This window comes from uncultured Algimonas sp. (assembly GCF_947498175.1).
In the GTDB taxonomy this organism is placed as follows: Bacteria; Pseudomonadota; Alphaproteobacteria; order Caulobacterales; family Maricaulaceae; genus Litorimonas.
Map to the genome: position 1 here is coordinate 188,993 of NZ_CANMJB010000001.1, position 25,616 is coordinate 214,608.

The window sequence follows — 25,616 nt, forward strand, 5'->3', positions numbered from 1 at the left end:
TGTCAAAGGCGCAGATGACAAAGATTTACAAAGCGCTCGGCCTGATGAGCGGCACTTCGCTGGACGGGGTCGATGCGGCCATCATCGAAACGGACGGCGTGACCATCCAGACCTTCGGCCCGGCGCGCACGACCGCGTTCACGGCCTCGCAGCAGGACACATTATCGGAAGCGACGCAGGCGGCGGTCCGTTGGAATTTCGATGGACCGCGCCCGAATTCCTTGTTCCGCGCGGAGGACATCGCCGATGCGGAACATGCGGCCGCCGTGAAATCGCTGTTGGCGGCGCATGGCCTGACGCCGCACGATATCGACGTGGTGGGATATCATGGTCAGACCGTCTTGCATGACGGGGCCGGCGGACGGACCTTGCAGATCGGCGACGGGCAGCGGCTGGCAGACCGGCTGGGAATCACCACGGTCTGGGATTTCCGCTCCGCCGATGTCGCCGCAGGCGGGCAGGGCGCACCGATCGCGCCGATCTTCCACAAGGCGCTGGTGGCGCGCAGCGGGCTGGACGGTGTGACGGCCGTGTTGAACCTCGGCGGCGTCGGCAACGTCTCCATCATCGACGACGAGGCGTTGTCGGCATCGGATACAGGTCCGGCCAATGGGCCGCTCGACAGTTTCCTGCGCGAACGCGGCATCGCCCAGGACGAAGCCGGGTCGGTGTCGATGTCGGGCGACATCGATTTCGCACTCGTGGAGCGTTGGACCGACCGGGCCTTCTTCCGCCAGACGCCGCCCCGGTCCGCCGACCGCCACGATTTCGATGTCTGGCATGATCTGGCCGCGCACGGAACGGCGGACGGAGCGGCCACGCTATGCGCCTTTGCGGCGCGCGGCGTGGCGCAGACCTTGCGCGCGATGGCGGCCGTGCCCGCCCGTATCGTGCTGTGCGGCGGCGGGCGTCACAACCGCACCCTGGCGACATTGATCGCGATGGAGACAGGCTGTCAGGTCGTTCCGGCGGAGCGGCTTGGCTGGAACAGCGATTCGATCGAAAGCCAGGCCTTCGCCTATCTGGCGGTGCGGGTGCTGGAAGGTCTGCCGAACAGTTTTCCGGAAACGACCGGCGTGCGGGAACCGACCGTCGGCGGTGTGGTGTCGTGGCCCGGAGCGTAGCTTTGCCGGACTTCAGTGGCGAAAGGCTCAGCCCTCCAGCAACTTCGGCTCGCGTGGCGGCGAATAACGCGGGTCCAGATGTTCGTCGAGATAGTCCTCGATCACGTCGGTCGCTTCCTCCAGATGATCGGTATAGAAGTGATCGGCGCCTTCGATCAGGTGCGTCGAGATGACGTGGCCCTTCTGAACCCGGATCTTCTCGGCCACGCGGACGACGTCTTCGTGCGGGACGACCGGATCTTCGTCGCCGTAGACGATCAAGCCCGATGCCGGACAGGGGGCGAGAAACGAGAAGTCGTACGTGTTGGTCGGCAGGCTCATCGAGATGAAGCCGGCGATCTCCGGACGGCGCATCAAGAGCTGCATCCCGATCCAGGCGCCGAAACTGTATCCCGACACCCAGGAGAAGGGCGCATTCTGGTTGAAGCTCTGCATCCAGTCGAGCGCATAGGCCGCGTCCTGCAGCTCGCCCTGACCGTTGTCATAGGTGCCCATCGAGCGGCCGATGCCGCGGAAGTTGAAGCGCAGAACGGAAAAGCCGCGGCGCTTATACTGTTCATACATGGCGACCGGAATGCGGTGATCCATATGCCCGCCCGCCTTCGGATGCGGCGACAGGATCAGGGCGCAGGGCGCGGCCGCGTCGTCGGACGGATGGTAACGGCCTTCGAGACGGCCTTCTGGGCCGGCGAAAATGACTTCGGGCATAAGGGATCGCGCTTCGCAAGCTATGCGCAAACGCCGCAGCGGCGTTGCAGCTGTTATTCTTGACTGGGTTGGTCGGAAATACTATTCGCCGACCAAATCCGGATTCTATGATGGTTCCGGAGCGCCCTAACAACGGGGCGCACGCATTGCAAAAAAAATGACAGTGGAGACCGGTAAAGCGTGAAGCTCAGTGCGAAAGGACGAACGGCCGTGACCGCCGTGGCCGATCTGGCCGCTCAGACCGCCATAAGCGGCCCTGACGCGCGTGTGCGCCTGACCGAGATCGCGCAGCGCCAGGGGCTCAGCCAGTCCTTCCTGGAGCAGGTCTTCGGCGATCTGCGCCGCGCCGGGCTTGTCGACAGCAAGCGCGGCCCGACGGGCGGCTATGCGCTGACCCGTCCGGCGGCGCAATTGCGGGTCGCCGACATCATCGCCGCGGTGGAAGAGGAAGTCCGCGCCCATGGCTGCCGGCCCGACCAAGCGCTGGGCTGCACCGGCCGGACCGCCAAATGCCTGACCCACAGCCTGTGGGGCGCGCTGGAGGATCATATCGGCCTATTCCTGGACACGGTGACCGTGCAGATGATCGTGGACGGCGAGCTGCCGCGCATGGACGTTCCGGCATGAGCGTCTATCTGGACCATAACGCGACCAGCCCCGCCCCGCAGTCGGTCATCGATGCCGTGGCGCACGCCATGACGGTCGTCGGCAATGCGTCGGCGCAGCATGCGCATGGGCGCGCCGCTGCCGCACTGGTCGCCGATGCGCGCGAATCCGTCGGCCTGGCGATGTGTCAATGCGCGCAGGACATCGTCTTCACAGGCTCCGGTACGGAAGCGATCAACACGGCCATTCATTCCGCCGTTTCAAACGGTTGCCGCCATCTGCTCGTCTCCTCGCTCGACCATCCGGCGTCCATCATGGCGGCGGAGGCGAGCGGAGCGCGCGTGACGCTGTTGCCCGCCACGCCGAGCGGGCAGACCGATCTGGACGCGCTGGCCGCGATTCTGAGGGATTGGGACGATGCGGATGGCCGCCCCTTCCTTTCGATGGTCGCCGCGAACAGCGAAACGGGCGTGATCCAGAATACGGACCCTGCCATCGATCTTGTCCAGGACGTCGGCGGGCTGGTTCTGATCGACGCGGTGCAGGTGCTGGGCAAGGGGCCGATGCTCTATCCGGCCGACTATGTCGCGGTGTCGGCCCACAAGATTGGCGGGCCGCAAGGCGTCGGCGCGCTCTACGTGTCGCCGGACGCGCCGTTTACACCGCTGATCCATGGCGGCGGGCAGGAACAGCGCCGCCGCGCCGGGACGCTCAATGTGCCGGGCATTGCGGGTTTCGGCGCCGCCGCTCGCGATGCGTCGGAACGCTTTTCTGGGCTGGCGCCATTGCGCGACGCGCTGCAGGCGGAATTGACGGCGATCGATCCGGGCATCGTCATGTTCGGCGCGGACGACGCGCGCCTGCCCAACACGCTCTTTTTCTCCGCGCCGGGCCTGCGGGCCATGACGGCGATGATGCGTTTCGATCTCGCCGGACTTAGCGTCAGCACGGGCACGGCTTGTTCAAGCGGAAAGGTCGGCGAAAGCCGCGCCCTGCGCGCCATGGGCCGTATCGAAGACGCTCCGGATGGCGCGGTCCGCGTTAGCTTCGGGCCCGGCAACACAATGAATGACGTGGAGGCCTTCGCAAATGCGTGGGCCGATTTGCGCAAGGCGAAGAAAGCCGCATAGATGACTGAAACAAAAGTGAAAGATGGCATCGAAGCCGAAACCGTCGAAGGCGTTCGCGCGCTGGAAGCGGACAAGTATAAATATGGCTTCGACTCTGACATCGAACAGGAATTCGCGCCCAAGGGTCTGAACGAGGACATCGTTCGGTTCATTTCCGCCAAGAAGGACGAACCGCAATGGCTGCTCGACTGGCGGCTGGAAGCCTATCGCCGCTGGCTGACGCTGGACGAACCCGAATGGGCGATGGTCGATTATCCGAAGATCGATTTCCAGGACATGTATTACTACGCTTCTCCGGTGAAGAAGAAGGAGCTGGAGTCGCTCGACGAGGTCGATCCGGAGATCCTGGAAGTCTACAACAAGCTCGGCATCTCCTTGAAAGAGCAGGAAGTACTGGCGGGCGTGAAGGGCGCGCCGAAAGTGGCCGTGGACGCCGTGTTCGACAGCGTGTCCGTCGTGACGACCTTCAAGAAGGAACTGGCCAAGCACGGCGTGATCTTCTGCTCCTTCTCCGAAGCGGTGAAGGATCATCCCGAACTGGTGCGCAAATATATGGGCTCGGTCGTCCCGGTCACGGATAATTACTACGCGACGCTCAACAATGCCGTCTTCTCGGACGGTTCCTTCGTCTACATTCCGCCGGGCGTGCGCTGTCCGATGGAGCTGTCGACCTATTTCCGCATGAATGCGCAGGGCACGGGCCAGTTCGAACGCACGCTCATCATCGCCGACGAAGGCTCCTACGTCTCCTATCTGGAAGGCTGCACGGCGCCGATGCGCGACGAAAACCAACTGCACGCCGCCATCGTCGAGATCGTGGCGCTGAAGGATGCGGAAGTGAAATACTCGACCGTCCAGAACTGGTGGCCGGGCGACAGCGAAGGCAAGGGCGGGGTCTACAACTTCGTGACCAAGCGCGCCGATTGCCGGGGCGAGAACTCGAAGGTCAGCTGGACGCAGGTCGAGACCGGATCCGCCGTGACGTGGAAATATCCGTCCTGTATCCTGCGCGGCGATGGCAGCCAGGGTGAGTTCTATTCCATCGCCATCACCAACGGCCATCAGCAGGCCGATACGGGCACGAAGATGATCCATCTGGGCAAGGACACGAAGTCGCGCGTCATCTCCAAGGGCATCAGCGCGGGCAAGTCCAATTCGACCTATCGCGGCCTGGTCTCGGCCCACCGCAAGGCGAAGAACGCCCGCAACTTCACCCAGTGCGACAGCCTGCTGATCGGCGACCAATGCGGGGCGCACACCGTGCCCTATATCGAGTCAGGCACGCCGACCGCGCAGTTCGAGCACGAGGCGACGACGTCCAAACTGTCGGACGACCAGCTCTTCTATTGCCGTCAGCGCGGCCTGTCGGAAGAGGATGCGGTCGCTCTGCTCGTCAACGGCTTCTGCCGCGACGTGCTGCAGGAGCTGCCGATGGAATTCGCCGTGGAAGCGCAGAAGCTCGTCGCCATTTCGCTCGAAGGCAGCGTCGGCTGATGACGGTCGCGCGCAAACGCCTCGTCTGGATCATCGCTGCGCTCGGCGCGGTGCTGATCGGCGGTATGCTGATCCTCAAGATCTGGTTCGCCGCCAGCGTCTTCATGCCGCTGGACGACACCGCCGTGGCGCAGACCGCCCCGGACGAGCCGTTGGATGCGGAGGAGCAACAGGTCCGCGACATGGTCACGCCGGTGTCGCCCGGCACGCCGGTCATGCCCGTCGCCGACGCGGCACTCGACCCGGATGACTATTCGCGCGAACTGGCGGCTCCCGTTCCGATCGCGATGGGCATGGACCGTTACGCTGCAGTGGACGCGCTGCTGCTCTACTACAATGCCGAGCCGGAGAGCGGCGCCAAGGTCAGTTCGTCGGAACGCACGGTCGATGGTGCAACCCTGTTCGTCATCCGTCGCAGCGGCCTTGCGGATGATGCTCTGTCGGCCGAGGAGACATTCGCCCTGTTCGACGACGGCGCGCTGGTCGATTTCGGGTCGCGCGTGCAATGCCGGCGCGGCGACACGCCGGACACATGGACGACGGAGCTTTGCCCATGAGACCTCTTCTTTTCTTAGGCCTGGTCCTGGCCGCTGGATGCAGTCAGGCACCCGCCGCGCCGGACTTCGACGCGGCGCTGCAGGCGCATCTCGACTCGGTGCAGTCGCGCGACCTCGAGGCCTATGCGCGAACGATCACGACGGGTGACGAGCTGCCATTGATCTTTCCGGACGGAACGCTCGTGACATCGCGCGACGACATCCTCGCCTTTCATGAGGACTGGTTCGGCAACCCGGACTGGCGCATGGGTTTCGAGCCCGTTCACATGCGCGTCGGCGAGACGACCGCCATCGCCTTGATGCGCGTCAGCTACCGCGACACACCGGACGGTGAAGACCGTTTCAACTACCTCACCCTGGTCTTCCAGCTCGAAGACGGGGCTTGGCGTCTCGTCCACGACCAGAATACGCGGATCGCGGCCCCATGAGCGATCCGGATCCGAAACGCATCCTCATCGAGCTGAGCGACAGCGAGGAACGCTACGCCATGAGCCGCGCCGTCGTGCAGGGCGATTGGTGCTTCGTCTCCGGCACGGTCGGCTATGATTACAATACGGGCGAACTCCCGGACGATCCGGCGCAGCAGGCGATGAACGCGTTCGCCAACATCATGGCGGCGCTGGACGGCGGCGGGTTCGAGCTCGGTCACACGGTCCGCGTTCAGTACACTCTGAGCGACCGCGCCCACATGGACGCCGTCCTCCCGGTCATCCGCCAGCATTTCGGGGCGATCCGTCCCGCAGCAACCATGGTCATCGCCGACCTGGTGGATGAACGCATGAAGGTCGAAATCGAAGTGACGGCGTTCAAAGGTTGAAAAATTTCCAATCATTCCCAGCGTGTCTGGGAATGAGCGAAATAGATGAGATAAAACAATGCTTAACATAACAAACCTCACCGCCACCGTCGACGACGGCAGGAAGACCATTCTCGACGGTCTTTCCCTGTCCGTGCCGGCTGGCGAAGTCCACGCCATCATGGGTCCGAACGGAGCCGGGAAATCGACCTTGTCCTATGTCGTGACGGGACGGGACGGCTACGATGTCACGGGTGGCTCCGTCACGCTGGACGGCGAAGACCTGCTGGACATGGATCCGGAGGAGCGGGCGGCGAAGGGCGTGTTTCTGTCCTTCCAATACCCGCTGGAAATTCCCGGCGTGCCGACGCTGACCTTTCTGCGCACCGCCATGAATGCCCAGCGCAAGGCGCGCGGGGAGGAGCCGATCAGCGCGCCCGACTTCATGAAGCGCGCGCGAGACGTCGCCAAGCAGCTCAAGATCGCTCCGGAGATGCTCCGCCGCCCGCTCAATGTCGGCTTCTCCGGCGGCGAGAAGAAGCGCATGGAGATCTTCCAGATGATGGTGCTGGAGCCGCGTTTCATCGTCATGGACGAGACCGACTCCGGGCTCGACGTTGATGCGCTGCGGGTCGTGGCGGACGGGGTGAACGCGCTTCGCGCGCCAGACCGGGGCATCCTCATCATCACCCACTATCAGCGTCTGCTCGACTATATCGTGCCGGACCAGGTGCATGTGCTGGCGGGCGGGGCGATCCGCGCGAGCGGCGACGCCGGTTTCGCCAAGACGCTCGAAACGGAAGGCTATGACGCCTATGCGTGATCAGCTCCCGCACCGCGGCCTGGAAGCCTGGAAATGGTCGGACCTTCGCGCCGAAGTGGCCAAGCACGACCCGGCCGGGTTCGACGCATCCATGGAGGCGACAGTGTCCTTGCCGGGCGATGTCGGCGAAGCGCGCGCGACGGTGGCCGAACCGGACGACCTGATGGGCCGCATCGCCGCGGAGTATGCCGCCGACTCGGTCGCGCTCCGCATTCCGGACGGTGCGTCCTACGACCGCCCGCTGGAACTCTCGAACCTGTCGCAAGGCAATGGCCGCGTCGTCATCGAAGTCGGCGAGGGCGCGACCTTGGATGTGATCGAGCGTCATGACGGCGAGAGCGGTTTCGCCAATCTCGACATCCGCTACGTGGTCAAGGCGGGCGGCACGCTGCACCGGACCGTTCTGTCCAGTGACGGGCCGGAGATGATCCGGCATGTCCGCGCGCATGTGACGCTTTGGGACCGGGCCGGTTTCAAACAGACCAAGCTCACCTTCGGCGGGGCGTTTTCCCGGCTGGAAACTCGGCTTGCCTGCATGGGCGCGGTCGATGTGGAGATGAGCGGCGCCTACCTGCTGGATGGCAGCCGCCATGCCGACATCACCCACTACATCGATTTCGCCGCGCCCGGCTCGACGGTGCGCGACGCGGTCGCGGGCGTCGTGACCGACAAGGCGCGCGGCGTCTTCCAGGGCAAGTTCCATGTCCGACGCCCGGCGCAGCAGACCGACGCGGAGATGCGCCACGATGCGCTGATGCTGTCGGACACTTCCCGGGTGAACGCGAAGCCGGAGCTGGAAATCTATGCTGACGACGTGGAATGCGCCCACGGCAATACGATCGGCCAGCTTGACGAGAACGCGCTGTTCTACATGCGCCAGCGCGGCATTCCGGAAACGCAGGCGCGGGCGCTGCTGATCGAGGCGTTCGTGGCGGCGCGGCTGGGTGACGACGAAGACATGCTGGGCCTGGTGCGCGATTGGCTCGCGGCACGCGCATGAACCTCGCTCTGATCCTGGCCGGTTTGTCCGTGACGCTGTTCGCGGCGTCGCAATATGAACGCCGGGCGGCTTCGGCGCCGGCTTGGCTGTCTGCGCTCATCCGCATCCTTGCGGTCGTCATTCTGTTGCTGGCGGCCTTCTATTTCTATCAACGGTTTACGGCATGACCTTCGACGTCCGCTCCATCCGCGACCAGTTCCCCATCCTCTCCCGCGAGGTGAACGGCCATCCGCTCGCCTATCTCGACAACGCGGCCTCCGCCCAGAAGCCGACCGCCGTCATCGACGCGCTTGCGGACCAGATGCGTTCCGCCTACGCCAACGTCCACCGCGGCCTGCACACATTGGCCAACGAGACGACGGATGCATTCGAAGCGGCACGCGCTTCCGTCGCCCGCCATCTCGGCGCGCCCTCGCCGGACACTATCGTCTTCACGCGCGGGGCGACGGAAGCGTTGAACCTTTGCGCCTACGGTCTATCCCACCTGATCGAGCCGGGCGACGAGATCGTCATCACCCAAATGGAGCACCATTCCAACATCGTGCCGTGGCATTTTCTGCGCGAACGTCATGGCGCGGTGCTGAAGTTCATCCCGGTTCTGGACGACGGATCGCTCGACATGAAGGCTTTCCGTGAACTCATTGGAACGAAAACGAAAATCGTTTCCGTCGTCCACATGTCCAACGTGCTCGGCACCGTCAACGACATTGCCGAGATCGCCCGTTGGGCCAAGGCGGCCGGGGCCGTCATGGTCTCGGACGGAACGCAGGCGGCCGTTCATATGGATGTGGATGTGCAGGCGCTCGGCGTCGATCTCTACGCCATGACGGGTCACAAGCTTTACGGCCCGACGGCCATCGGCGCGCTCTACGGCACGACGGACATTCTGGAACGGATGCAGCCCTTCAATGGCGGCGGGGAAATGATCGAGGATGTCTGGCAGGACCGGATCACCTATGCCGACGCTCCCGCCAAGTTCGAAGCCGGTACGCCGCCGATCCTCGAAGCGATCGGTTTGGGCGCGGCCATCGATTGGTATGCGCAATACGATATAGCCGAAATCCACCAGCACGAAATGGCCTGCTATCATGCCGCACGCGACGGGCTGCGCGACCTGAACACTGTGAGGATATTCGGCGAAACCCTTGAAAAAGGTCCGGTTCTGGCCTTCAATCTCGACGGCGCCCACGCTCATGACGTGGCCCAAATCCTCGATAAATACGGTATCGCCGTTCGCGCCGGACAGCATTGCACGCAGCCCCTGATGGAACGGTTCGGCGTGCATTCGACCGTGCGGGCGAGTTTCGGGATCTACAACACGCTGGACGAGGCGGACCGGTTTGTCGGCGCGGTGAAGAAGGCGGCAATGATGCTGACTTAGGTGCGTTTCCTGACCGGAGTTCGGCAATGGACGGCTCAGCTGCTGAAAAGGCTGGAAAATGGCTCCCGGATCAAGTTCGCGATTGGGGTCGTTTAGGAAACTCGCTGATCACGACAGCGAGAGCGAGTTTCAAACAAGAGCGACATATCCTATATTGGATGGTGACATGGACGATTTGACGAACAGACAGCGCCAGGCGGAAGCGCTCGCCAATGCGCAGATTCCCGGCTACGTGCCCGAGATGGACGCGCCTGCGCCTGTCGATGACAAGGCCGGGCGCGACGTCATGGATGTGTCCGGCGCCCCGGTGGAAGCCCCGACGGACGCTGAAATCGCCCGCATCACGCACGATGTCGTCGAAGAGCTCAAGACCGTCTACGATCCCGAAATCCCGACCGACATCTATGAGCTCGGCCTGATCTACAAGGTCGAGCTCGAAGACGACCGCACCCTTCTGGTTACGATGACCTTGACTGCGCCGGGCTGCCCCGTCGCGGGCGAGATGCCCCTCTGGGTGCAGGAAGCGTGCGCACGGGTGGACGGCGTGCGCCGCGTCGAGGTCGAGATGACCTTCGATCCGCCCTGGACCCCCGACCGAATGAGCGAGGAGGCTCGGCTCGAGCTGAACATGCTATGACCGACACGATGACGAAAACCCGCCGTCCCAGGCCGAAGCTCGTAACGCTGACCGAAGCCGCCGCCGAAGCCGTGCGCGACATCCTGGCCGAACGCGGCGAAGGCTATCTTCGCGTCGGCGTCAGCAATGGCGGCTGCGCCGGCATGGAATATGTCATGGACTATGTGTCCGAGCCGGAGACGTTCGACGAAATCGTCGAGGACAAAGGCGTCCAGATCGTCGTGGACTCCAAGGCCGTGCTGTTCATTCTCGGCTGCGTCGTCGATCACGAAACGACCTTGCTGCACAGCAAGTTCGTGTTCCGCAATCCGAACCAGACCGATGCCTGCGGATGCGGCGAAAGCGTGACCATCGTTCCGGCCAAAGCCTGATCAGACGCCCGTCGGGACCAGCCGTCCCGAAATCAGCCTCGTCAGCATCCGGGTCGCGGGCCAGACCTGGCTGGCGGGATGAAAGACGTTGTTGCGCAGGAACGGCGGGACCGGACTTCCGGACTGGTAGAGGGGCGTGAAAACGTCCGAGACCGTCTGGTAGAACCGGACGTGAGTTTTCCGACGTTTCGCATAGGTCGCAAGCGCATCGGGCAAATCGCGCCCTTCCAGCGCATCGGCCAGGCCCATCGCATCCAGCAGCGCCATGTTCGCCCCTTGTCCCAGTTGCGGGCTGGCCTGGTGCGCGGCGTCGCCGATATAGGCGATATGCAGACCGTAAGGCTTGGCCAGCGTACCGTGGCGGTAGCGCGCCGGAATCATCTGGTCGTGCGTCGTGATCTGTTCGGCGAAGGGACGAAATTCCGGCCACAGAGCGACCGCCTTGCGTTTCCAGTCATCGAGATCGCATTGAAACCATTCGCTCAGCCGATCCGTCGGTTCGCTCCAGAAAATCGCCGTGCGTCCGTCGTCCGAGAGCGGCAGCACACCCAGCATGTGATGGGCGCCGCGATAGCATTGCGATAGGTGATCCGTCGGCAAGGCCGTATCCTCCGGCCATTGCACCGTGCTCCAAAGGGCGCCGTAGGGCAGGGCCTTCGTCTTGATTGGCGACAGAGGCGATCGGGATCCGGAGGCATCGACGACGAGGTCGAACGACCCGAAGCGGCGTCCGTCCACGGTCGAAAGCGTTCGTTCCGACCCCGTCAGCCCGGTCGCGACGATCTCGGCCGAGGGGACGATGTCGCAGGGCCGTTGCCGCGCTGCGGAAAACAGCAGGTCGAACAGATCGGCGCGATGGATCGCCAACCCGTAATCGTCGCCGCCGACCTGGCTGTAATCGGCCCGCAGCACGGTTCGCCGCGACGCGCTTTCGATCCCGTGCAACCGGTGGATCGGACGCCCGCGTTGGATGGCGGCCCGCATCAGGCCCAGCCTGTCGAGACAGACCTTGCCGACGGGCTGGATCACGAGGCCCGAGCCAACCGGCTGCGGCGCGTCAAACCGGTCGAAGAGGCTCACCTTATGCCCAATATCGGACAGCCGGATCGCAAGTGCGAGCCCCCCGATCCCGCAGCCGGCGATGCCGATATCGAGCCGTCCGGTCATGGGGCGGGACGAAAGGCGGGCCATAGGCGCGGCATGAACCCTCTTGCGTCCCCGGCAATGAATGCTGGGGACGGCATGATCATTACCCGGCCCCGAATTGCAGCTCCGCCAGCCGGGCATAAAGGCCACCGCGCGCGACCAGCTCAGCATGCGGGCCCGTGTCCACCACGCGGCCTTGGTCCAGCACGACGATCCGGTCGGCTGTCAGAACGGTGGCCAGCCTGTGGGCGATGACGAGCGTGGTACGGCCCCGGCGTAGCGTCTCGAAGGCCTGCTGCACGGCGCGTTCGCTTTCGCTGTCCAGCGCCGAGGTCGCCTCGTCCAGAAGCAGGATCGGCGCGTCGCGCAGCACGGCGCGGGCGATGGCGATTCGCTGGCGCTGGCCGCCGGACAGGGTCGCGCCGCGTTCGCCGATGTCGGTCTCGTACCCATCAGGTAGGGCGGTGATGAAGTCATGGGCGTAGGCGGCCTTCGCGGAGGCGACGACCTCGTCGCGGCTCGCACCCTCGCGCCCATAGGCGATGTTTTCGTAGGCTGTGCCGGAAAAGAGCGGCGCGCCCTGTTGCACGACGCTGATGCGACTGCGCAGCCCTTCAGGATCGATCTGTCTGACATCGGTGCCGCCGACCTGCACCGTTCCCGATCGGGTATCGTAGAAACGCAAGATCAACTGGAACACGGTCGTCTTGCCTGCCCCGCTAGGGCCGACCAGCGCAACCGTCTCGCCCGGCGCGACATCGAAAGTCACTTTGTGCAAGGCCGGCGCGTCGGGACGGGACGGATAGGCGAAATCGACCCGGTCGAAGGCGACGGTTCCATTTTCGGACGGAAGCGTTGCGCCGGTCAGCGTCGGGGTTTCGTCCAGGATGTCGATCAGCCGCTCGGATGCGCCCGCCGCGCGCAGCAGGTTCGTCCAGGTCTCGGTCAGCGAGGACAGAGCGGACACGGCCAGAATGGCGTAGAGGGTGAAGGCGACGATGCTGCCGCCGTCCATCGTTCCGGCCAGCACTTGGCGCGCCCCGTACCACAGGATCCCCGCAATGCCCGCCATGCCGATGGCGAACAGCACGGCGGTCAGCCAGCTCTGCACGCCGATCCGTTTGGCCTGGACATCGTAGGTGCGCTCGATGGCGGCGCCGAACAGCTCGCGTTCCAGACGCTCGCGCGTATAGGCCTGCACCGTCTGGATCGAAGAGATCGCTTCGCCTGCGCGGCCCGACGCTTCCGCCAGCCGGTCCTGCCCGTCCCTGGACAGGCGGCGGATGACGGGGGTGACGAAGACGACGATGGCGACGATCACGCCGCCGACGGCCACGACGAGCAGCCCGAGCTGCCAGCTGACCACGAACATCAGTGCGACCGATCCGACGATGGTCGCGATCGACCGCAGCGCAAAGGATACGGAGCCGGTGACGACGGTTTCCACCAACGTCGTGTCGGTCGTCAGGCGGGACAGGACTTCGCCGGTGCGGATGCGTTCGAAATATTGCGGACTGAGCAGGGTCAGCCGGTCGAACACGGCGCGGCGCAGGTCCGCGACGACCCTCTGGCCGAGCGTCGTCACGAAGAAGAAGCGCAGCGCCCCGAAGGCCGAAAACAATACGGCGAAACCGATCACCAGCATGAAATAGCCGTCCACACCGGCTGCCGGATCGACGGGCAGTTGCGCGCAATAGGGCGGGGCGTCGTCCGAGAAGCCGCAATCGACGATGACCTTCAGAACGCCCGGCAAGGACAGGGTGAACACCGATGACAGGACGAGGAAGACGAGGAACCCGGCAATCCGTCCCGGATAGCGCCGCACGAAGGGCCACAGCTTCGCGAGCGGCCGGAGCGAACGCGATCGGGCGCGGTGACCTTTTTCCTGCTCGACCTGCGCGGTGAAGGCGGCCCCGGCGGACCGGGACGGATCAGACATGTCGGAACGGTCCGTCATCGGGTGCGCGACTAGCGGGGAAGAGGGGCTGTGGAAAGCGCTGAAAATGCATGGCGGCCGCTCTTGCAGTGGACGGCGAAGCGCCGCAACTGACAGGGGATGCCGCAAGCCCATGCCGACAAATACGACGCGCTGAAAACGGTCTTCGGACACGACGCTTTCCGGCCCGGCCAGGAAGAGGTGATCGACACCGTCCTGGCCGGCGAAAACGTGCTGGCCGTCATGCCGACGGGGGCGGGCAAGTCGCTCTGTTACCAAGTCCCGGCGTTGCTGCTGGACGGTCCGGCCATCGTCATCAGTCCGTTGGTTGCGCTGATGGACAACCAGGCCGCGGCCTTGCGCGCGAACGGCGTGGCGGTCAGCTGCATCCATTCTGGGCAGGAGCGCGGCCGCAATGTCGAGGAATGGCGGCGCGTGGCCAAGGGCGAAGCGGATTTGCTCTACCTCTCGCCGGAACGGTTGATGACGGACCGGATGCTGGCCGCGATGCACAAGCTGCAACCGCCGCTCTTCGTCGTCGACGAAGCGCATTGCGTCTCCAAATGGGGTCCGGCCTTCCGGCCTGAATATGCGCAGCTGTCGGAGCTGAAATCGCGCTTTCCGCAAGCTCGCGTCGCCGCGTTCACCGCCACGGCGGACGAAGGCACGCGCGCCGACATCGCCGATCAGCTGTTCGGCGGACGCGGCAAGACGATCGTGCAGGGTTTCGACCGGCCGAACCTGTCCCTGACCGTGCGGCCGAAGACGAACCGAACGCAACAACTGCTTGATTTCATGAAGGACCGGCGCGGCGAAAGCGGCATCGTCTATGCCCTGTCGCGCAAGAATACGGAAGAACATGCCGCGGCTCTGGTCGCGGAAGGCTATACCGCCTTGCCCTATCACGCCGGCATGAGCCCGGAGGCGCGGTTCGAGAACCAGGAGCGCTTCATCGCCGAGGAGGGCATTGTCATGGTCGCGACGATTGCGTTCGGCATGGGGATCGACAAGCCGGACATCCGCTTCGTCTTCCACGTCAATCTGCCGAGCAGCCCGGAAGCCTATTATCAGGAGATCGGCCGCGCCGGCCGCGACGGCCAGCCGGCCGACACGGTGCTGCTCTACGGTCTCGACGATATCCGCATGCGCCGCCAGTTCATCACCCAGGAAGACACCGACCCGGAGCACCAGCTGCGCGAACATAAGCGCCTCGATGCGCTGCTCGGCTATTGCGAGGCCTCGACGTGCCGACGTCAGGTTCTGATGGCCTATTTCGGCGAAGATCTGCCGCCTTGCGGCCAATGCGACGTCTGCGAGAACCCGCCCGAACGGATCGATGCGACCGGTGCGGCCGTGGCGCTCATCAACGCGGTTCTGGAAACGGGCGAGCGCTTCGGCGCCAACCACGTCATCGCGGTCGCGCGCGGTGCGGATACGGACAAGATCCGGCAGTTCGGTCACGATCAGCTGCCCAGCCACGGCACCGGCGAGCGATGGGGCGACGCTTTCTTCAAATCGCTTGTGCGCCAAGCGATCGCGACGGGCTATCTGCGGGTGGATATGTCGCGTTACGGTCGGTTGGTCGCGACCGCGTCCGGCCGCGACCTGGCGTCGGGCAATGGCGACTTCCTGATGACGGAGCCCAAAGCCCCGAAGAAAAAGATGCGCAAGCGCAAGCCCGCGCCGGAACTGCTGGACGATGCCGACCAGGAATTGCTGGTCCGTCTGAAGGGGCTGCGGCGCGAGATGGCGCGCGATCTCGGCAAACCGGCCTATATCATCTTCTCGGACGCGACCCTGATCGACATGGCTCAGAAACGGCCCATGAGCCGGGCGCAGATGCTGGATGTGTCCGGGGTGGGCGAAACCAAATTCGAACGGTTCGGCGAAGCCTTCCTCGCGGCGATGAATTAGGGCGGCGATAAATTAGGGTCGGGAGACATCCCGACCGTCCACGGCGATCCGTCCCTCGCCTTTGCCGGCGGGGACGACATGGCACCGAGGATTGCGCCGATGGGCTGATGTCGGGGTGGTCCGCCCGCTGGTGCACATGGTGCGCCGGAGCGCTTGAGACGCGGGGCCGGGACGCCTAAGTGGCCGCCATGACCGATGCCGCCAAGACAGCCGGTGTCCTCTTCTCCGGAGGGCAGGACAGCGCGACCGTTCTTGCCTGGGCGCTCGAGCGGTTCGGCCATGTCGAGACGATCGGCTTCGACTACGGCCAGCGTCACGACATCGAAATGCAGGTCCGGGCCGATTTGCTGGGCCGTATCCGCTCCGATTTTTCATGTTGGGCGGATCGTCTCGGCGACGACCATCTGGTCGACCTGTCCGGTTTCGGCGCCATCAGCGACACGGCGCTGACGCGGGAGCGGGAGATCGACACGCTCGGGTCCGGCCTGCCCAACACGTTCGTGCCGGGCCGTAATCTCGTCTTTCTGACCTATGCGGCCGCCATTGGCTGGCGTCGCGGTTTCGCCGACCTCGTGGCCGGCATGTGCGAAGCCGATTTCTCCGGATATCCCGACTGCCGCAAGGATACGCTGGATAAGCAGATGGAAGCGATTTCAATGGGTTTGGACCGCGACTTCATCCTGCACACGCCGCTCATGCACCGCTCTAAGGCCCAAGCCTGGCAGCTTGCGGGCGAGCTTGGCGGCGACGCTCTGGTCGAATTGATCCGGACCGGCAGCCATACCTGCTATGTCGGCGAACGCGGAGCCTTGCATGCGTGGGGGTATGGCTGTGGCGCGTGTCCGGCGTGTGAGTTGCGCGCCCAAGGGTGGACGGAGTTCGCACAGCCGTGAGCTACGCCGTCAAGGAACTCTATCTGACCGTTCAGGGCGAAGGCGCCCAGGCTGGGCGCGTGGCGGTCTTCCTGCGCTTCGCCGGATGCAACCTGTGGAGCGGACGCGAAGAAGACCGCGCGGCGGCGGTCTGCGATTTCTGCGATACGGATTTCGTCGGCCTGGACGGTCCAGGCGGCGGGCGCTTCGAGGCGGACGGTCTGGGGGACGCGGTGTTGGCGGCCTGGCCGGACGGACGGGCGGATCGCTGGGTCGTCTGCACGGGCGGCGAGCCTCTGCTCCAGCTCGATGCGCCGCTGATCGGCGCGCTGAAACGGCGCGGCTTCAAGATCGCCGTGGAAACGAACGGCACGATCAAAGCGCCCGACGGCATCGACTGGATCTGCGTCAGCCCGAAGTCGAACGCGCCCGTCGTGCAAACGTCGGGGCAGGAATTGAAACTGGTCTATCCGCAAGCGGGAAACCGGCCCGAGGACTTCGCCCATCTCGGTTTCGAGCATTTTTTCCTGCAACCGCTCGACAGCGCACAGCGCCAGGCGAACACCGACGCGGCCTTCCGATACTGTCTCGCCCATCCGCAATGGCGGCTGAGCGTGCAGTCGCACAAATATATCGGCGTGCCGTAGACGCGGTTACGACAAGGCGTCGGACGTCTTGCGCGCGAAACGGGAAATGGCGCGGCGGGCGTCGGTCCAGATGCCGTTGGCCTGCGCGAATTGGAACGACAGGCCGCCACCGGTCTCGAACCAGCTATAGCTGACGGTACCCAATTGTCCGCCATCGGCCGTCAGCAATTCGCCGCTCAGCTCCGCCCCGCCGAAGCCGAAACTATCGAAGCTCAGACCGGGCTGCCGCGACAATTGTTCGAAAGTGGGGCGGTTGTTCTTCACGTCCTCGAGCGTGACGCGGAAGGTCAGTCCGGCATCGTCGCTGACTTCGATACCGTGCTTGGCGAAATCCTCGGAGAGTTCCTCATGGACCTCTTCCACCAGCAGGCTCAGCGACTTCTCGCCGTAGAAGCCGTTATTGGCGAAACCCGACCGCAGGCCGCGCGCATTGCCGCGCTTGCGCAGTTCGGTCGGCAGATTGTTCGCCCGGTGCACGAGGCTGTCGGACAGGACCACTTCGATCTTCACCGGAGCGTAAAGAGGCTGGTCGATCGTCGTGTCGAAACCGCGCGGCGCGGCGTCGGCCATGGCCGGGGCGAGCAGAAGGGCGGCGAGAGCGGCGTAGGACGTAAAGCGGATCATGGTCAGGGACTCCTTGTTCGGCCCTGGCAATATAGCATTTTCGGACGTTTTCGACAAATCGGCTGCTGTCACGCGCCTATGTCGCGGCATCCACGAAGACCGAAACGACGTTCTCCGCCTGTTCGAGACTGCGGAGTTCGGCGTCGAGCTGGCTTGCCTGAATGGTGCGTGTGGTCGCGATGAGCCGCCCCGTCGCATCGACCAGTTGCGTCGTCACGACCAGCATGTCGGTCGTTGCGGATAGGGCCCGGTCCGTGATGCGCACCGGAATCGATCCGACGTAATAGACGCCTTCGCCGGTCGCCTTCGCTCCGCTGCCCGCCAGCTTGCCGACCCCGACGACGCCTTTGCCGACGGCCTTGCCGGCATGATAGGTCGCTTTGACCGGCAAGGTCGCGACGCCGACCACCGTTTTCGCGGCCGTGATGCAGCCAGACAGGAGAATGGCCGCCAGGCCGGTTGTGATCATCAAGCGCATCGCAAAACCTCTTTTTCCAACCCTTACGGGTAGAGGGCTGAACCTCGCCTTAATCCGCCGGACTATTTCGCTTCGCGCATCCAGCCCCAGGCGAGGGCGGCGAAGAAGGCCAGGAAGAAGATGAGAGGCGGCGCCAGCGGGCGGCGCTGGGACCGCGTCACCGTGAAAGCCTCATTGTCGCGGACTCCGATCCAGCCGGATCCCGCCGTCGCGCCGGAGCGGACGCGGCGGATGTCGGGGACGGCCTGCGCGTCCAGTCCGATCATGCGGGCCGCGCCGCCCGTGGCATTGGCCAGCGGTGCCAGCTTGGCGGCCGTCGGGAGGAGTTCGGAAAACTCGACCGGGTTGAGCATACCGACCGCGGTCACGGTCGATAGGGTGCCATGGCTCAGCCGGTACGCGCCCAGCCCGCTGGTCGGCAGCGTGCCGGTATAGTAGCCCGGTTCGATTTCGGTCATGGCGATGGTGCTCGCGCTGCCGTCCGGGGCGATGATCTCCGCCGTGCCGGGCGCTTCGTCCAGGGTCCGCCGTTCGACCAGAAGCCGGTCGTTCTCCACGCGCGCCGACAGGGTCTCGCCGTCCAGATCGGGTTCGCCGAGCAGCCAGTGCGCCGTGCGGCGGAACATTTCGCGGTAGGGCCCGCCGCCATCGTGGCCCTTGGCCCAGAGCCAGGCCTGATCGCTCATCAGCATGGCGACGCGGCCGTCGCCGACCCGGTCGATGACGAAGAGCGGCGTGCCGTCCTGGCCCTCCATCAGGACGTTGCCGGAGAGCGGATCGTTGCCGATGGCGCGGTACCATCCGCCCCAGTTCTGGTCTTCGCGACCCGCGAACGACCGGGTGATCGGGTGCAGCCGGCCCTTGTCGTTCAGTTCCGGCCGGAACTGGTCTTCCAGCGTTTCGCCCGACGGGCGCGTCGGCAGCACGCCGGCCAACGGCGTCAGATAGAGGCTGTCGCCGGACGCGAAGTCCGGCCCAGTCGCGAGCAGCAAGGCGCCGCCGTCTTCGACATAGCGGGCGATGTTGGAGAAATAGCGGGGCGGGATCGTCGGCTCGAAGAGCCCGTTCATGCGCGGCACGTTGCGCCGCTGGTACTGATCGAAGATGATGAGGTCGAAATCGTCCAGCCGTTCCTCGAACAGCTGATCGCGGGGAAACCGGATCAGGGCCAGCTCGCGGTCGGCCGCATTGGTGTTCTTGACCCGGGGTTGGGTGAGGATGGTGAACTGTACGAGTTCGATCGCCGGGTCGGATTTCAGCAGATTGCGCCAGGACCGACCGCCATTGTGCGGCTCGCCCGTGATCAGCAGGACACGCATCTGATCGCGGATGCCCGAAATCTCCGCGATGAAGAGATTGTTGTTGAGCGTCAGTTCGCCGCCATCGGCCGGAATGACGCTCATTTCGACGATGTTGCGCCCGCGCCGCTCGATCTCCAGCGGGATGGGCAGGGTCTGGCCGATGGTGATCGGGAACCGCGCCTTGCGCTCGCCGTTCAGCCGGACTTCGATTTCCGCGCGCTCGCCTTCGAAGCCGGGATCGTCGACGCGCAATTCGAAATCGGCCATTTCGCCGACCACGCCGAATTTGGGCGCCGTCACCGCGCGGATGCGCCGGTCGCGCGCGTCCGGATCGCCGATGACCAGTGCGTGGACCGGCACGCCGTCGGGCATGATGTCGGCGGTCGCGTCCGGCACGTCATGGACCTGTCCGTCGGTCAGAGCGATGACCCCGCCCAGGCGACCGGTCGGGACGGACGCCAGCGCGTCGTTCAGCGTCCGGGCGAGGCGGGTGCCTTCCGGATCGGCCGGAACCTCGACGGTGACGACATCCACCGCTCCGGTCGCCGTCAGGCGGTCCCGCACGACCGCTTCGGCCTCGTCTGCGACGGTGCTGCGCGTTCCGAGGTCCATCGAGCCGGACGCGTCCTTCAGGATCAGGACCGTATCGGGCAAGGGCGTCCGGTCCTCCTCGACCCATTGCGGACCCGACAGGGCCAGGCCGAGGAAAAGCGCGGCCAACAGGCGTTGGAAGTCGGACCGCAGACGCAGGATCGTCGCCGTCAGAGCCGACAGCGCCGCCAAGCCGACGAAGACGCCGACCCAGAGCCACGGCAGGAGCGGGTCGAACCCGATGGATGAAAGCCAGCTCTCGATCACCGGTTCTGCATTCCGAGCCGTTCGATCAGCTCCTTGGCGTGGACCTGATCGGCCTTGTAGTTGCCGGACAGGGTGTACATGGCGACGTTGACGCCGAAGCGGATCGCCATTTCGCGCTGGCGCGGAATATCGTTGGACAGATCGACCAACGGCCCGGTGGTCTCGTCCAGCGCCCAGCCCGATGCCCAATCGTTCGACCCTATGATGACGGCGGACACGCCGTCGCGCCCGCCCTGCGTCGCGCCGTCCGCTTCGACATAGACCGGGCCGTTCGCCCATCGTCCGGGAAAGACGAAGGACAGGTAGAAGGATTTGGTCAGCACGTGATCGTCCGGCACGCGCGCCAGGCGCCCGATGTTCAACCCGTCCGTCACGCGGGCCAGCCCCGGATGGGCCGCGTCGCCGCGAAAGGACCGCTCCGCCTCGTCGGCCGTGTCGAGAACCAGCGTCCCGCCGGCGGCGATGTAGTTGTTGATCGACACCCGTTCGGTTTCGCTCAGCGCCGGCGTGTCGAGACGGACGGGCCAGTAGAGGAAGGGATACATGACGAGCCCTTCGCTGTCGGGCGCGACACCGTGCACCCCGACCGGTTCGATCGTGGTGCGGCGGGTGAGTTCGCGCGACAGCGACTCCATGGCGATGCGGCTGAGGTCGTCCGTGCGTCCGTCGCCGGTTTCGACATAGGCCAGATGTAGGCCCAGCGCGGCGTCGCGGACACGGTCCTGCGCCAACCCGTCCGTCGGCACGGAAACCAACGTCACGGCCACGAGCGCCGCGGCGACGGCCCCCGCCGGACGCCACCGTCCCGACATGAGGGCGGAGACGAGCATGTCGAGCGCCAGCATCACCAGCGCGGCGGCCAACAGGAGCCCCGCGAGAGAGCGCGGCTCCGCGCCGTCCATCCGTTCGACGCGCAAACCCTGGACGCCGAAGGGTGCGATGTCTTCCGGATTTGCGACGGGCTGCACCGCGCGCTGCCGCGTGCCGGACCGGTAATAGCCGGGCGATAGGCCGTCTTGCGCGGTGTCCCAGTCCGCGTCCGCGACCGTGACGGGCTGCGGCGGCGGCGGGCGCAGTTCGCCGAAGGGGCCGAGCAGCCGGTCGAGCGTCCAGGCCCCGCCGTCGCCGGACGGCGCGAGGCGGCGCGACTTGGCGAGCGGGAGAATCCGCTTGAGCATGTCGATGTAGAGCCCTGAAATGGCGAGGTTCGACCATTCCGGTCCGGCCGTCACATGGAACAGCACGATCCGCCCTTCGCCGCGTGCGGCCGACGTCACGACGGGCGAGCCGTCTTCCAGCCTTGCCCAGGTCGCGGCGTCCGTTTCCGCGCCGGGGCTGGCCATGACCTGCCGGGACACGGTCACGTCCGCCGGGACGGCCAATCCGGCAAACGGCGACTCGGACGCGAACGGGGCCAGCGCCTGCGGGGTCTCCCACGCCAGCGCACCGCCGATCGAGCGGCCGCCGCGGCGCAGCGGCACGGGGGAGAGCGTATCGTCGCCTTCGGCCAGCTGAGGCCCGGCGAAGCGGATCAGGATGCCGCCCGCTTCCACGAAATCGATGATTTCGGTGGCGTCCGAACTCATCGAGTCCGGCATGACCAGCACGGTCGGATTGAGCGACAGGACGGTTTCCGGATCGCCGATGAACAAGTCCGCGAACGGGCCCAGAGCCTGCTCGGCATAGAAGTCCTCCGACAGAAGCGGGCTGGACGTGCCCGACGGCGGGGCGAGCACGCCGACGAGCGGGCGCCCGAAACTGTCGTCCAGCAACTTCGTCGCCGCCCCCGCCCGCATTCCGGCGATGCGCAAGCGGGTGACGCGGGACCGGAGCTGCGGGGGCAGGGAAATCGATGCGGTGGCGAGACTGCGTCCCGGAGCGAAGCCCAACGTTTCCGACGACAGCACGTCGCCATTCGGGCTCAGCGCATCGACGACTGCGGTGCGCGGGGCGTGGGCGCTGAACCAGTCAGTCTCGAACCCGTCCGCCGTTTCGCGCACTGCGCCCGGCACGATGACGGTCGCCCCCGGGTCGGGCATGACGACAAGCGCGCCCGCGTCCTGCAGCCGGTCTTGCAGCGCGTCGTCGTCGCCGAAGCCGACGCCCGACGACAAGAAGACCGTGTCGCGGCCGGGCGGAAGATCCGGCAATGTCGCCGGGGCGGTATCGAGACGCGGCGAGGCGCTTCGGAGCCGTTGCAGGGCTTCGGCGGCCGGCACGGCGTCGAACCGTTCCGTCTCTCCCGTGATCAGCACGACGTCCAGATTGCGTCGCTGGGCGTCCCGCACGCGGTGTCTCGCCTCGTCCATCATGTCGGACCAGACCGGCGCGGCGGCGGCGCTGTCGTCGATGACCAAGGTCAGCGGGCGGCCATCATCCTCGGCACCGGATTGCAGCAGCGGCAGGCTGAGCGCGAAAACGGCCAGGGCGACCATCAGCAGGCGGTAGAGCAGGACCCAGAGCGGCGTCGCGTTCGGCGTCTCCTCGTCCGTCTCGACACCCTTCAGGATCGACAGGGCCGGAAAGAGGCGGCGCTTCGGAGCAGGCGGGCTGACCTTCAGGATCCACCAGACCAGCGGCAGGGTCAGCAGGCCGATCAGGGTGAGCGGGGCGAGCAGGGTCAGGCCGCTCACGTCAGCGTGCCTTCGAAAGCCTGATAGAGCAGGGTCAGCGCCGGGCCGGGCGGTTGGTCGGTGCGGTGCCGGACCAGCGTGAAGCCAAGCTGGCGCGCCGTCATGTCGATGCGGGCGCAGTGGGCGGCGAACTTGCGGCGATATTCATCCTTCGCCCGCTCCGCCCGGCCCAGCAGATAAGGCGACAGCCAGCCGCCGGGCGTCCTGAATTCGACGCGGCCCTTGAAGGGGAAACTCTCCTCCGCGGGGTCGATGAGGTGCAGGATCACGCCTGAAGCGGGCCGCGCGGCCAGCGCGGCGAGCCGCGCGGGCCAGTCCTCCGGTCGGGAGAGGAAATCGCTGGCGATGAGCAATTTGGCGTGGCGGGGGAAACGCGCGCTCAGATGGTCCATCTCTCCGTCCGAACGGGCCAGCCGGTCGGCCAGCCGCTCATAGCCGACGCGTCCGGCGCGGGGCCGTTCGCTTTCGCCCAGAATGGCGCAGCGTTCGCCGCCGCGCATGAGCAGCGAGGCCAGCGCGAGGCACAGCACGCTGGCGCGGTCGCGCTTGGTGGGCAGAGACTTTGCGGACGCCCAGTCCATGCCCGGGCCGCCGTCGCGCCAGATATAGACCGAATTGGCGGCTTCCCATTCATTGTCGCGCACATAGACCGAATCGCCGCGTCCCGAACGCCGCCAGTCGATCCGGTTGACCGGGTCGGACACATCATAGGGCCGGTATTGCCAGAAGGTTTCGCCCTGTCCGGCGCGGCGGCGGCCATGCACCCCGGCCGCGACGAGCGCGGCCACCCGGTCGGCTTCGGCCAGCAGGGCCGGATAGCCCGACGCCAGCCGGTCGGCGTCCTGTCTGAGTGCGTGGGCGGAGGTCGCGACCGGCATGCCTAGCGGATGCGATCCTTCAATCGGTCGATCGTGCCGTCGATGGTCGCGCCGTCGGCGCGCGCCGCGAAGCTGAGCGCCATGCGGTGGCGTAGCACGGGACCGGCGAGATCGAGCACATCGTCGACCGATGGCGCCACGCGCCCATCGATCAGCGCCTTGGCGCGGCTGGCCAGCATCAGTGCCTGTCCGGCGCGGGGGCCGGGGCCCCAGGAAACGGTCTTGCGGATCGTCTCGTCGTCCGACTGATCGGGACGGGCGTTCCGGACCAGCGACAAAATGGCGTCGAGCACGTTTTCGCTGACCGGGAGTTTGCGCACGAGCGTCTGCATCTCCATCAGCTTTTTCGCCGTCATCGCCTTGGCGGCGTCCGGCAGGCTCGCGCCTGTCGTGGCGATGAGGATGTCGCGTTCGGTCGCCAGTTCAGGAAAGCCGACATCGATCTGGAACAGGAAGCGGTCGAGCTGGGCTTCGGGCAGGGGATAGGTGCCTTCCTGCTCGATCGGGTTCTGCGTCGCCAGCACGTGGAACGGCCGGGGCAGAGCGTGCGGCTTGCCCGCGATGGTGACGTGTCGTTCCTGCATGGCCTGCAGCAGGGCGGACTGGGTGCGCGGGCTGGCGCGGTTGATCTCGTCCGCCATCAGCAGCTGGGTGAAGATCGGGCCCTTGATGAAGCGGAAGGAGCGCTGGCCGCCCTCGGCCTGGTCCAGCACCTCGGAGCCGAGAATGTCGGCGGGCATCAGGTCCGGCGTGAACTGGATGCGCGACTCCTTCAGGCCCAGCACCGTGCCGAGCGTTTCCACCAGCAGCGTCTTGGCCAGACCCGGAACCCCGACGAGCAGCGCGTGCCCGCCCGACAGGATCGCCGTCAGAGCCAGATCGACCACGCGGTCCTGGCCGTAGATGACGTCGCCGATATTGGTGCGGGCTTGGGCGAGGGTTTCGACGGCCTGGCGGGCGGCATCCTGCGTGGCGGTGTCGATTGTCTGATCCATTGTTCGATCCAGGGGCTGGCCCATAATGCGTATCCATGCGTAAACTGTCTGATAGACCGCGTAACGATGCGCTCGCCGACGGGAAAGGCCCATGACCACTGAAAACACGTTAAATGGCGGTAAGTCCGACGATAAGTCGCAAGGTTTCTCCTTGCAGGACCTGATGGACGCGCTGGCCGACACATCGGACGGGCAACGGCCGGTCGACCGCTGGGATCCGGACTATTGCGGCGAGATGGATCTGGTCATCAAGGCAGATGGGTCGTGGTGGCACGAAGGGTCGCGGATCACCCGCAAGGGTCTGGTCGAACTGTTCGCCTCCGTCCTGCGCAAGGACGAAGACGGCCGCACCTATCTGGTCACGCCGGTCGAGAAGCTGGGCGTCCGGGTCGAACGCGCGCCCTTCATCGCGATTCGGGTGGACGCGACCGGCGAGGGCGAGGCCCAGCGCCTTTTCTTCACGACCAATCTGGACGAAACGGTCGAAGCCGGGCCGGACCATCCGATCCGCGTGGAAACCGATGCGGAGACGATGGAGCCCGACCCGTTCGTCCTGGTCCGGGGCCGTCTGGAAGCCGCGATCAACCGCCCGGTCTTCTACGAACTGGTGGAACTGGCCGTCGAGAATGACGGGGTGCTTGGCGTGTGGGCCGGCGGAGCGTTCTTCCCGCTCGGCCCAAAGGGCGCGCACGAGGCCTAGTTGGATC

At 65.6% G+C, this 25,616-nt stretch carries 26 protein-coding genes; 17 read left to right on the forward strand and 9 right to left on the reverse strand.

The genetic code is table 11. From position 1 onward, the window contains the following. The first annotated feature begins 14 nt into the window (after positions 1–14). Positions 15–1,124, forward strand: a complete 1,110-nt coding sequence (locus Q0718_RS00875) for an anhydro-N-acetylmuramic acid kinase (RefSeq protein ID WP_298912050.1) — start codon at positions 15–17, stop codon at positions 1,122–1,124. Positions 1,125–1,151: 27 nt separating this feature from the next. Here Q0718_RS00875 and Q0718_RS00880 read toward each other — a convergent pair whose 3' ends face one another. Next, positions 1,152–1,832, reverse strand: a complete 681-nt coding sequence (locus tag Q0718_RS00880; protein ID WP_298912053.1) for an alpha/beta hydrolase — start codon at positions 1,830–1,832, stop codon at positions 1,152–1,154. A gap of 180 nt (positions 1,833–2,012) precedes the next feature. Between Q0718_RS00880 and Q0718_RS00885 the strand changes: the two genes are divergently transcribed. From Q0718_RS00885 to Q0718_RS00940, 12 genes are all read left to right on the forward strand, one after another. Next, entirely contained in the window at positions 2,013–2,459 is a 447-nt protein-coding gene (locus Q0718_RS00885; protein WP_298912056.1) for an Rrf2 family transcriptional regulator, read from the forward strand. After that, the gene (locus Q0718_RS00890; RefSeq protein WP_298912059.1) at positions 2,456–3,568 is read left to right on the forward strand and encodes a cysteine desulfurase family protein; all 1,113 of its coding nucleotides are present in this window, start codon (positions 2,456–2,458) and stop codon (positions 3,566–3,568) included. The genes Q0718_RS00885 and Q0718_RS00890 overlap by 4 nt, the downstream gene beginning before the upstream one ends. Then, positions 3,569–5,062: a Fe-S cluster assembly protein SufB gene (gene sufB / locus Q0718_RS00895; protein ID WP_298912064.1), complete on the forward strand. Its 1,494-nt coding sequence runs from the start codon at positions 3,569–3,571 to the stop codon at positions 5,060–5,062. Continuing rightward, positions 5,062–5,619 (forward strand): hypothetical protein, encoded by a 558-nt coding sequence (locus tag Q0718_RS00900; protein WP_298912067.1) that lies wholly within the window; start codon positions 5,062–5,064, stop codon positions 5,617–5,619. The genes sufB and Q0718_RS00900 overlap by 1 nt, the downstream gene beginning before the upstream one ends. Then, positions 5,616–6,047, forward strand: coding sequence for a nuclear transport factor 2 family protein (locus Q0718_RS00905; protein ID WP_298912069.1), 432 nt, complete (start codon positions 5,616–5,618; stop codon positions 6,045–6,047). The genes Q0718_RS00900 and Q0718_RS00905 overlap by 4 nt, the downstream gene beginning before the upstream one ends. Before the next feature lie 59 nt (positions 6,048–6,106). Next, positions 6,107–6,436: a RidA family protein gene (locus Q0718_RS00910; RefSeq protein WP_366523792.1), complete on the forward strand. Its 330-nt coding sequence runs from the start codon at positions 6,107–6,109 to the stop codon at positions 6,434–6,436. A 58-nt stretch (positions 6,437–6,494) separates the two neighbouring features. Next, entirely contained in the window at positions 6,495–7,238 is a 744-nt protein-coding gene (gene sufC / locus Q0718_RS00915; protein ID WP_298912074.1) for a Fe-S cluster assembly ATPase SufC, read from the forward strand. Then, positions 7,231–8,238, forward strand: coding sequence for a SufD family Fe-S cluster assembly protein (locus tag Q0718_RS00920; protein WP_298912077.1), 1,008 nt, complete (start codon positions 7,231–7,233; stop codon positions 8,236–8,238). The genes sufC and Q0718_RS00920 overlap by 8 nt, the downstream gene beginning before the upstream one ends. Continuing rightward, entirely contained in the window at positions 8,235–8,405 is a 171-nt protein-coding gene (locus Q0718_RS00925) for a hypothetical protein (RefSeq protein WP_298912080.1), read from the forward strand. The genes Q0718_RS00920 and Q0718_RS00925 overlap by 4 nt, the downstream gene beginning before the upstream one ends. Further along, the gene (locus Q0718_RS00930) at positions 8,402–9,619 is read left to right on the forward strand and encodes a cysteine desulfurase (protein ID WP_298912082.1); all 1,218 of its coding nucleotides are present in this window, start codon (positions 8,402–8,404) and stop codon (positions 9,617–9,619) included. The genes Q0718_RS00925 and Q0718_RS00930 overlap by 4 nt, the downstream gene beginning before the upstream one ends. Before the next feature lie 286 nt (positions 9,620–9,905). Then, a complete protein-coding gene (locus tag Q0718_RS00935) occupies positions 9,906–10,256 on the forward strand; it encodes an SUF system Fe-S cluster assembly protein (protein ID WP_366523793.1) in 351 nt (116 codons plus the stop codon). After that, positions 10,253–10,627 carry an iron-sulfur cluster assembly accessory protein gene (locus Q0718_RS00940; protein ID WP_298912088.1) on the forward strand — a complete coding sequence of 125 codons (375 nt, stop codon included), beginning with the start codon at positions 10,253–10,255 and terminating at the stop codon, positions 10,625–10,627. The genes Q0718_RS00935 and Q0718_RS00940 overlap by 4 nt, the downstream gene beginning before the upstream one ends. Here the strand turns inward: Q0718_RS00940 and Q0718_RS00945 are convergent, their stop codons facing one another. Further along, entirely contained in the window at positions 10,628–11,818 is a 1,191-nt protein-coding gene (locus Q0718_RS00945; protein WP_298912091.1) for an NAD(P)/FAD-dependent oxidoreductase, read from the reverse strand. Positions 11,819–11,876: 58 nt separating this feature from the next. Then, on the reverse strand, positions 11,877–13,712 hold the full coding sequence (locus tag Q0718_RS00950; RefSeq protein ID WP_298912094.1) for an ABC transporter transmembrane domain-containing protein: 1,836 nt from the start codon (positions 13,710–13,712) through the stop codon (positions 11,877–11,879). A gap of 117 nt (positions 13,713–13,829) precedes the next feature. Here Q0718_RS00950 and recQ point away from each other — a divergent pair, with 117 nt between their 5' ends. The 3 genes from recQ (at position 13,830) to queE (ending at position 17,142) form a co-directional block, all read left to right on the forward strand. Continuing rightward, entirely contained in the window at positions 13,830–15,623 is a 1,794-nt protein-coding gene (gene recQ, locus Q0718_RS00955; protein ID WP_298912097.1) for a DNA helicase RecQ, read from the forward strand. Between the two features lie 188 nt (positions 15,624–15,811). Further along, positions 15,812–16,516: a 7-cyano-7-deazaguanine synthase QueC gene (gene queC / locus Q0718_RS00960; protein ID WP_298912099.1), complete on the forward strand. Its 705-nt coding sequence runs from the start codon at positions 15,812–15,814 to the stop codon at positions 16,514–16,516. Next, positions 16,513–17,142 (forward strand): 7-carboxy-7-deazaguanine synthase, encoded by a 630-nt coding sequence (gene queE / locus Q0718_RS00965; protein ID WP_298912103.1) that lies wholly within the window; start codon positions 16,513–16,515, stop codon positions 17,140–17,142. Before queC ends, queE begins: the two co-directional genes overlap by 4 nt. Positions 17,143–17,148: 6 nt before the next feature. Here queE and Q0718_RS00970 read toward each other — a convergent pair whose 3' ends face one another. From Q0718_RS00970 to Q0718_RS00995, 6 genes are all read right to left on the reverse strand, one after another. Next, on the reverse strand, positions 17,149–17,766 hold the full coding sequence (locus Q0718_RS00970; RefSeq protein WP_298912105.1) for a hypothetical protein: 618 nt from the start codon (positions 17,764–17,766) through the stop codon (positions 17,149–17,151). A gap of 76 nt (positions 17,767–17,842) precedes the next feature. Next, on the reverse strand, positions 17,843–18,244 hold the full coding sequence (locus Q0718_RS00975) for a hypothetical protein (RefSeq protein WP_298912108.1): 402 nt from the start codon (positions 18,242–18,244) through the stop codon (positions 17,843–17,845). Positions 18,245–18,306: 62 nt separating this feature from the next. Next, positions 18,307–20,403, reverse strand: a complete 2,097-nt coding sequence (locus Q0718_RS00980; RefSeq protein WP_298912111.1) for a hypothetical protein — start codon at positions 20,401–20,403, stop codon at positions 18,307–18,309. Next, a complete protein-coding gene (locus Q0718_RS00985; protein ID WP_298912114.1) occupies positions 20,400–23,036 on the reverse strand; it encodes a DUF4159 domain-containing protein in 2,637 nt (878 codons plus the stop codon). Before Q0718_RS00985 ends, Q0718_RS00980 begins: the two co-directional genes overlap by 4 nt. Next, entirely contained in the window at positions 23,033–23,914 is an 882-nt protein-coding gene (locus tag Q0718_RS00990; protein ID WP_298912117.1) for a DUF58 domain-containing protein, read from the reverse strand. Before Q0718_RS00990 ends, Q0718_RS00985 begins: the two co-directional genes overlap by 4 nt. Positions 23,915–23,916: 2 nt before the next feature. Beyond that, positions 23,917–24,909 (reverse strand): MoxR family ATPase, encoded by a 993-nt coding sequence (locus tag Q0718_RS00995; RefSeq protein WP_298912120.1) that lies wholly within the window; start codon positions 24,907–24,909, stop codon positions 23,917–23,919. Positions 24,910–25,000: 91 nt separating this feature from the next. On the opposite strand from Q0718_RS00995, the gene Q0718_RS01000 reads away from it, so the two are divergent. Then, positions 25,001–25,609: a DUF1285 domain-containing protein gene (locus tag Q0718_RS01000; RefSeq protein ID WP_298912123.1), complete on the forward strand. Its 609-nt coding sequence runs from the start codon at positions 25,001–25,003 to the stop codon at positions 25,607–25,609. The last annotated feature ends 7 nt before the right edge of the window (positions 25,610–25,616 follow it).

Coding starts and splice junctions, on each gene's coding strand:
- Q0718_RS00925 (WP_298912080.1), top strand. CDS start 8,235: ATGAACCTCGCTCTGATCCTGGCCGGTTTGTCCGTGACGCTGTTCGCG.
- Q0718_RS00910 (WP_366523792.1), top strand. CDS start 6,107: ATGAGCCGCGCCGTCGTGCAGGGCGATTGGTGCTTCGTCTCCGGCACG.
- queC (WP_298912099.1), top strand. CDS start 15,812: ATGACCGATGCCGCCAAGACAGCCGGTGTCCTCTTCTCCGGAGGGCAG.
- Q0718_RS01000 (WP_298912123.1), top strand. CDS start 25,001: ATGACCACTGAAAACACGTTAAATGGCGGTAAGTCCGACGATAAGTCG.
- Q0718_RS00875 (WP_298912050.1), top strand. CDS start 15: ATGACAAAGATTTACAAAGCGCTCGGCCTGATGAGCGGCACTTCGCTG.
- Q0718_RS00935 (WP_366523793.1), top strand. CDS start 9,906: ATGGATGTGTCCGGCGCCCCGGTGGAAGCCCCGACGGACGCTGAAATC.
- Q0718_RS00880 (WP_298912053.1), bottom strand. CDS start 1,832: ATGCCCGAAGTCATTTTCGCCGGCCCAGAAGGCCGTCTCGAAGGCCGT.
- Q0718_RS00945 (WP_298912091.1), bottom strand. CDS start 11,818: ATGGCCCGCCTTTCGTCCCGCCCCATGACCGGACGGCTCGATATCGGC.
- Q0718_RS00975 (WP_298912108.1), bottom strand. CDS start 18,244: ATGCGCTTGATGATCACAACCGGCCTGGCGGCCATTCTCCTGTCTGGC.
- Q0718_RS00920 (WP_298912077.1), top strand. CDS start 7,231: ATGCGTGATCAGCTCCCGCACCGCGGCCTGGAAGCCTGGAAATGGTCG.
- Q0718_RS00970 (WP_298912105.1), bottom strand. CDS start 17,766: ATGATCCGCTTTACGTCCTACGCCGCTCTCGCCGCCCTTCTGCTCGCC.
- Q0718_RS00905 (WP_298912069.1), top strand. CDS start 5,616: ATGAGACCTCTTCTTTTCTTAGGCCTGGTCCTGGCCGCTGGATGCAGT.
- Q0718_RS00890 (WP_298912059.1), top strand. CDS start 2,456: ATGAGCGTCTATCTGGACCATAACGCGACCAGCCCCGCCCCGCAGTCG.
- Q0718_RS00900 (WP_298912067.1), top strand. CDS start 5,062: ATGACGGTCGCGCGCAAACGCCTCGTCTGGATCATCGCTGCGCTCGGC.
- sufC (WP_298912074.1), top strand. CDS start 6,495: ATGCTTAACATAACAAACCTCACCGCCACCGTCGACGACGGCAGGAAG.
- Q0718_RS00990 (WP_298912117.1), bottom strand. CDS start 23,914: ATGCCGGTCGCGACCTCCGCCCACGCACTCAGACAGGACGCCGACCGG.
- Q0718_RS00940 (WP_298912088.1), top strand. CDS start 10,253: ATGACCGACACGATGACGAAAACCCGCCGTCCCAGGCCGAAGCTCGTA.
- sufB (WP_298912064.1), top strand. CDS start 3,569: ATGACTGAAACAAAAGTGAAAGATGGCATCGAAGCCGAAACCGTCGAA.
- Q0718_RS00995 (WP_298912120.1), bottom strand. CDS start 24,909: ATGGATCAGACAATCGACACCGCCACGCAGGATGCCGCCCGCCAGGCC.
- Q0718_RS00930 (WP_298912082.1), top strand. CDS start 8,402: ATGACCTTCGACGTCCGCTCCATCCGCGACCAGTTCCCCATCCTCTCC.
- recQ (WP_298912097.1), top strand. CDS start 13,830: ATGCCGCAAGCCCATGCCGACAAATACGACGCGCTGAAAACGGTCTTC.
- Q0718_RS00950 (WP_298912094.1), bottom strand. CDS start 13,712: ATGTCTGATCCGTCCCGGTCCGCCGGGGCCGCCTTCACCGCGCAGGTC.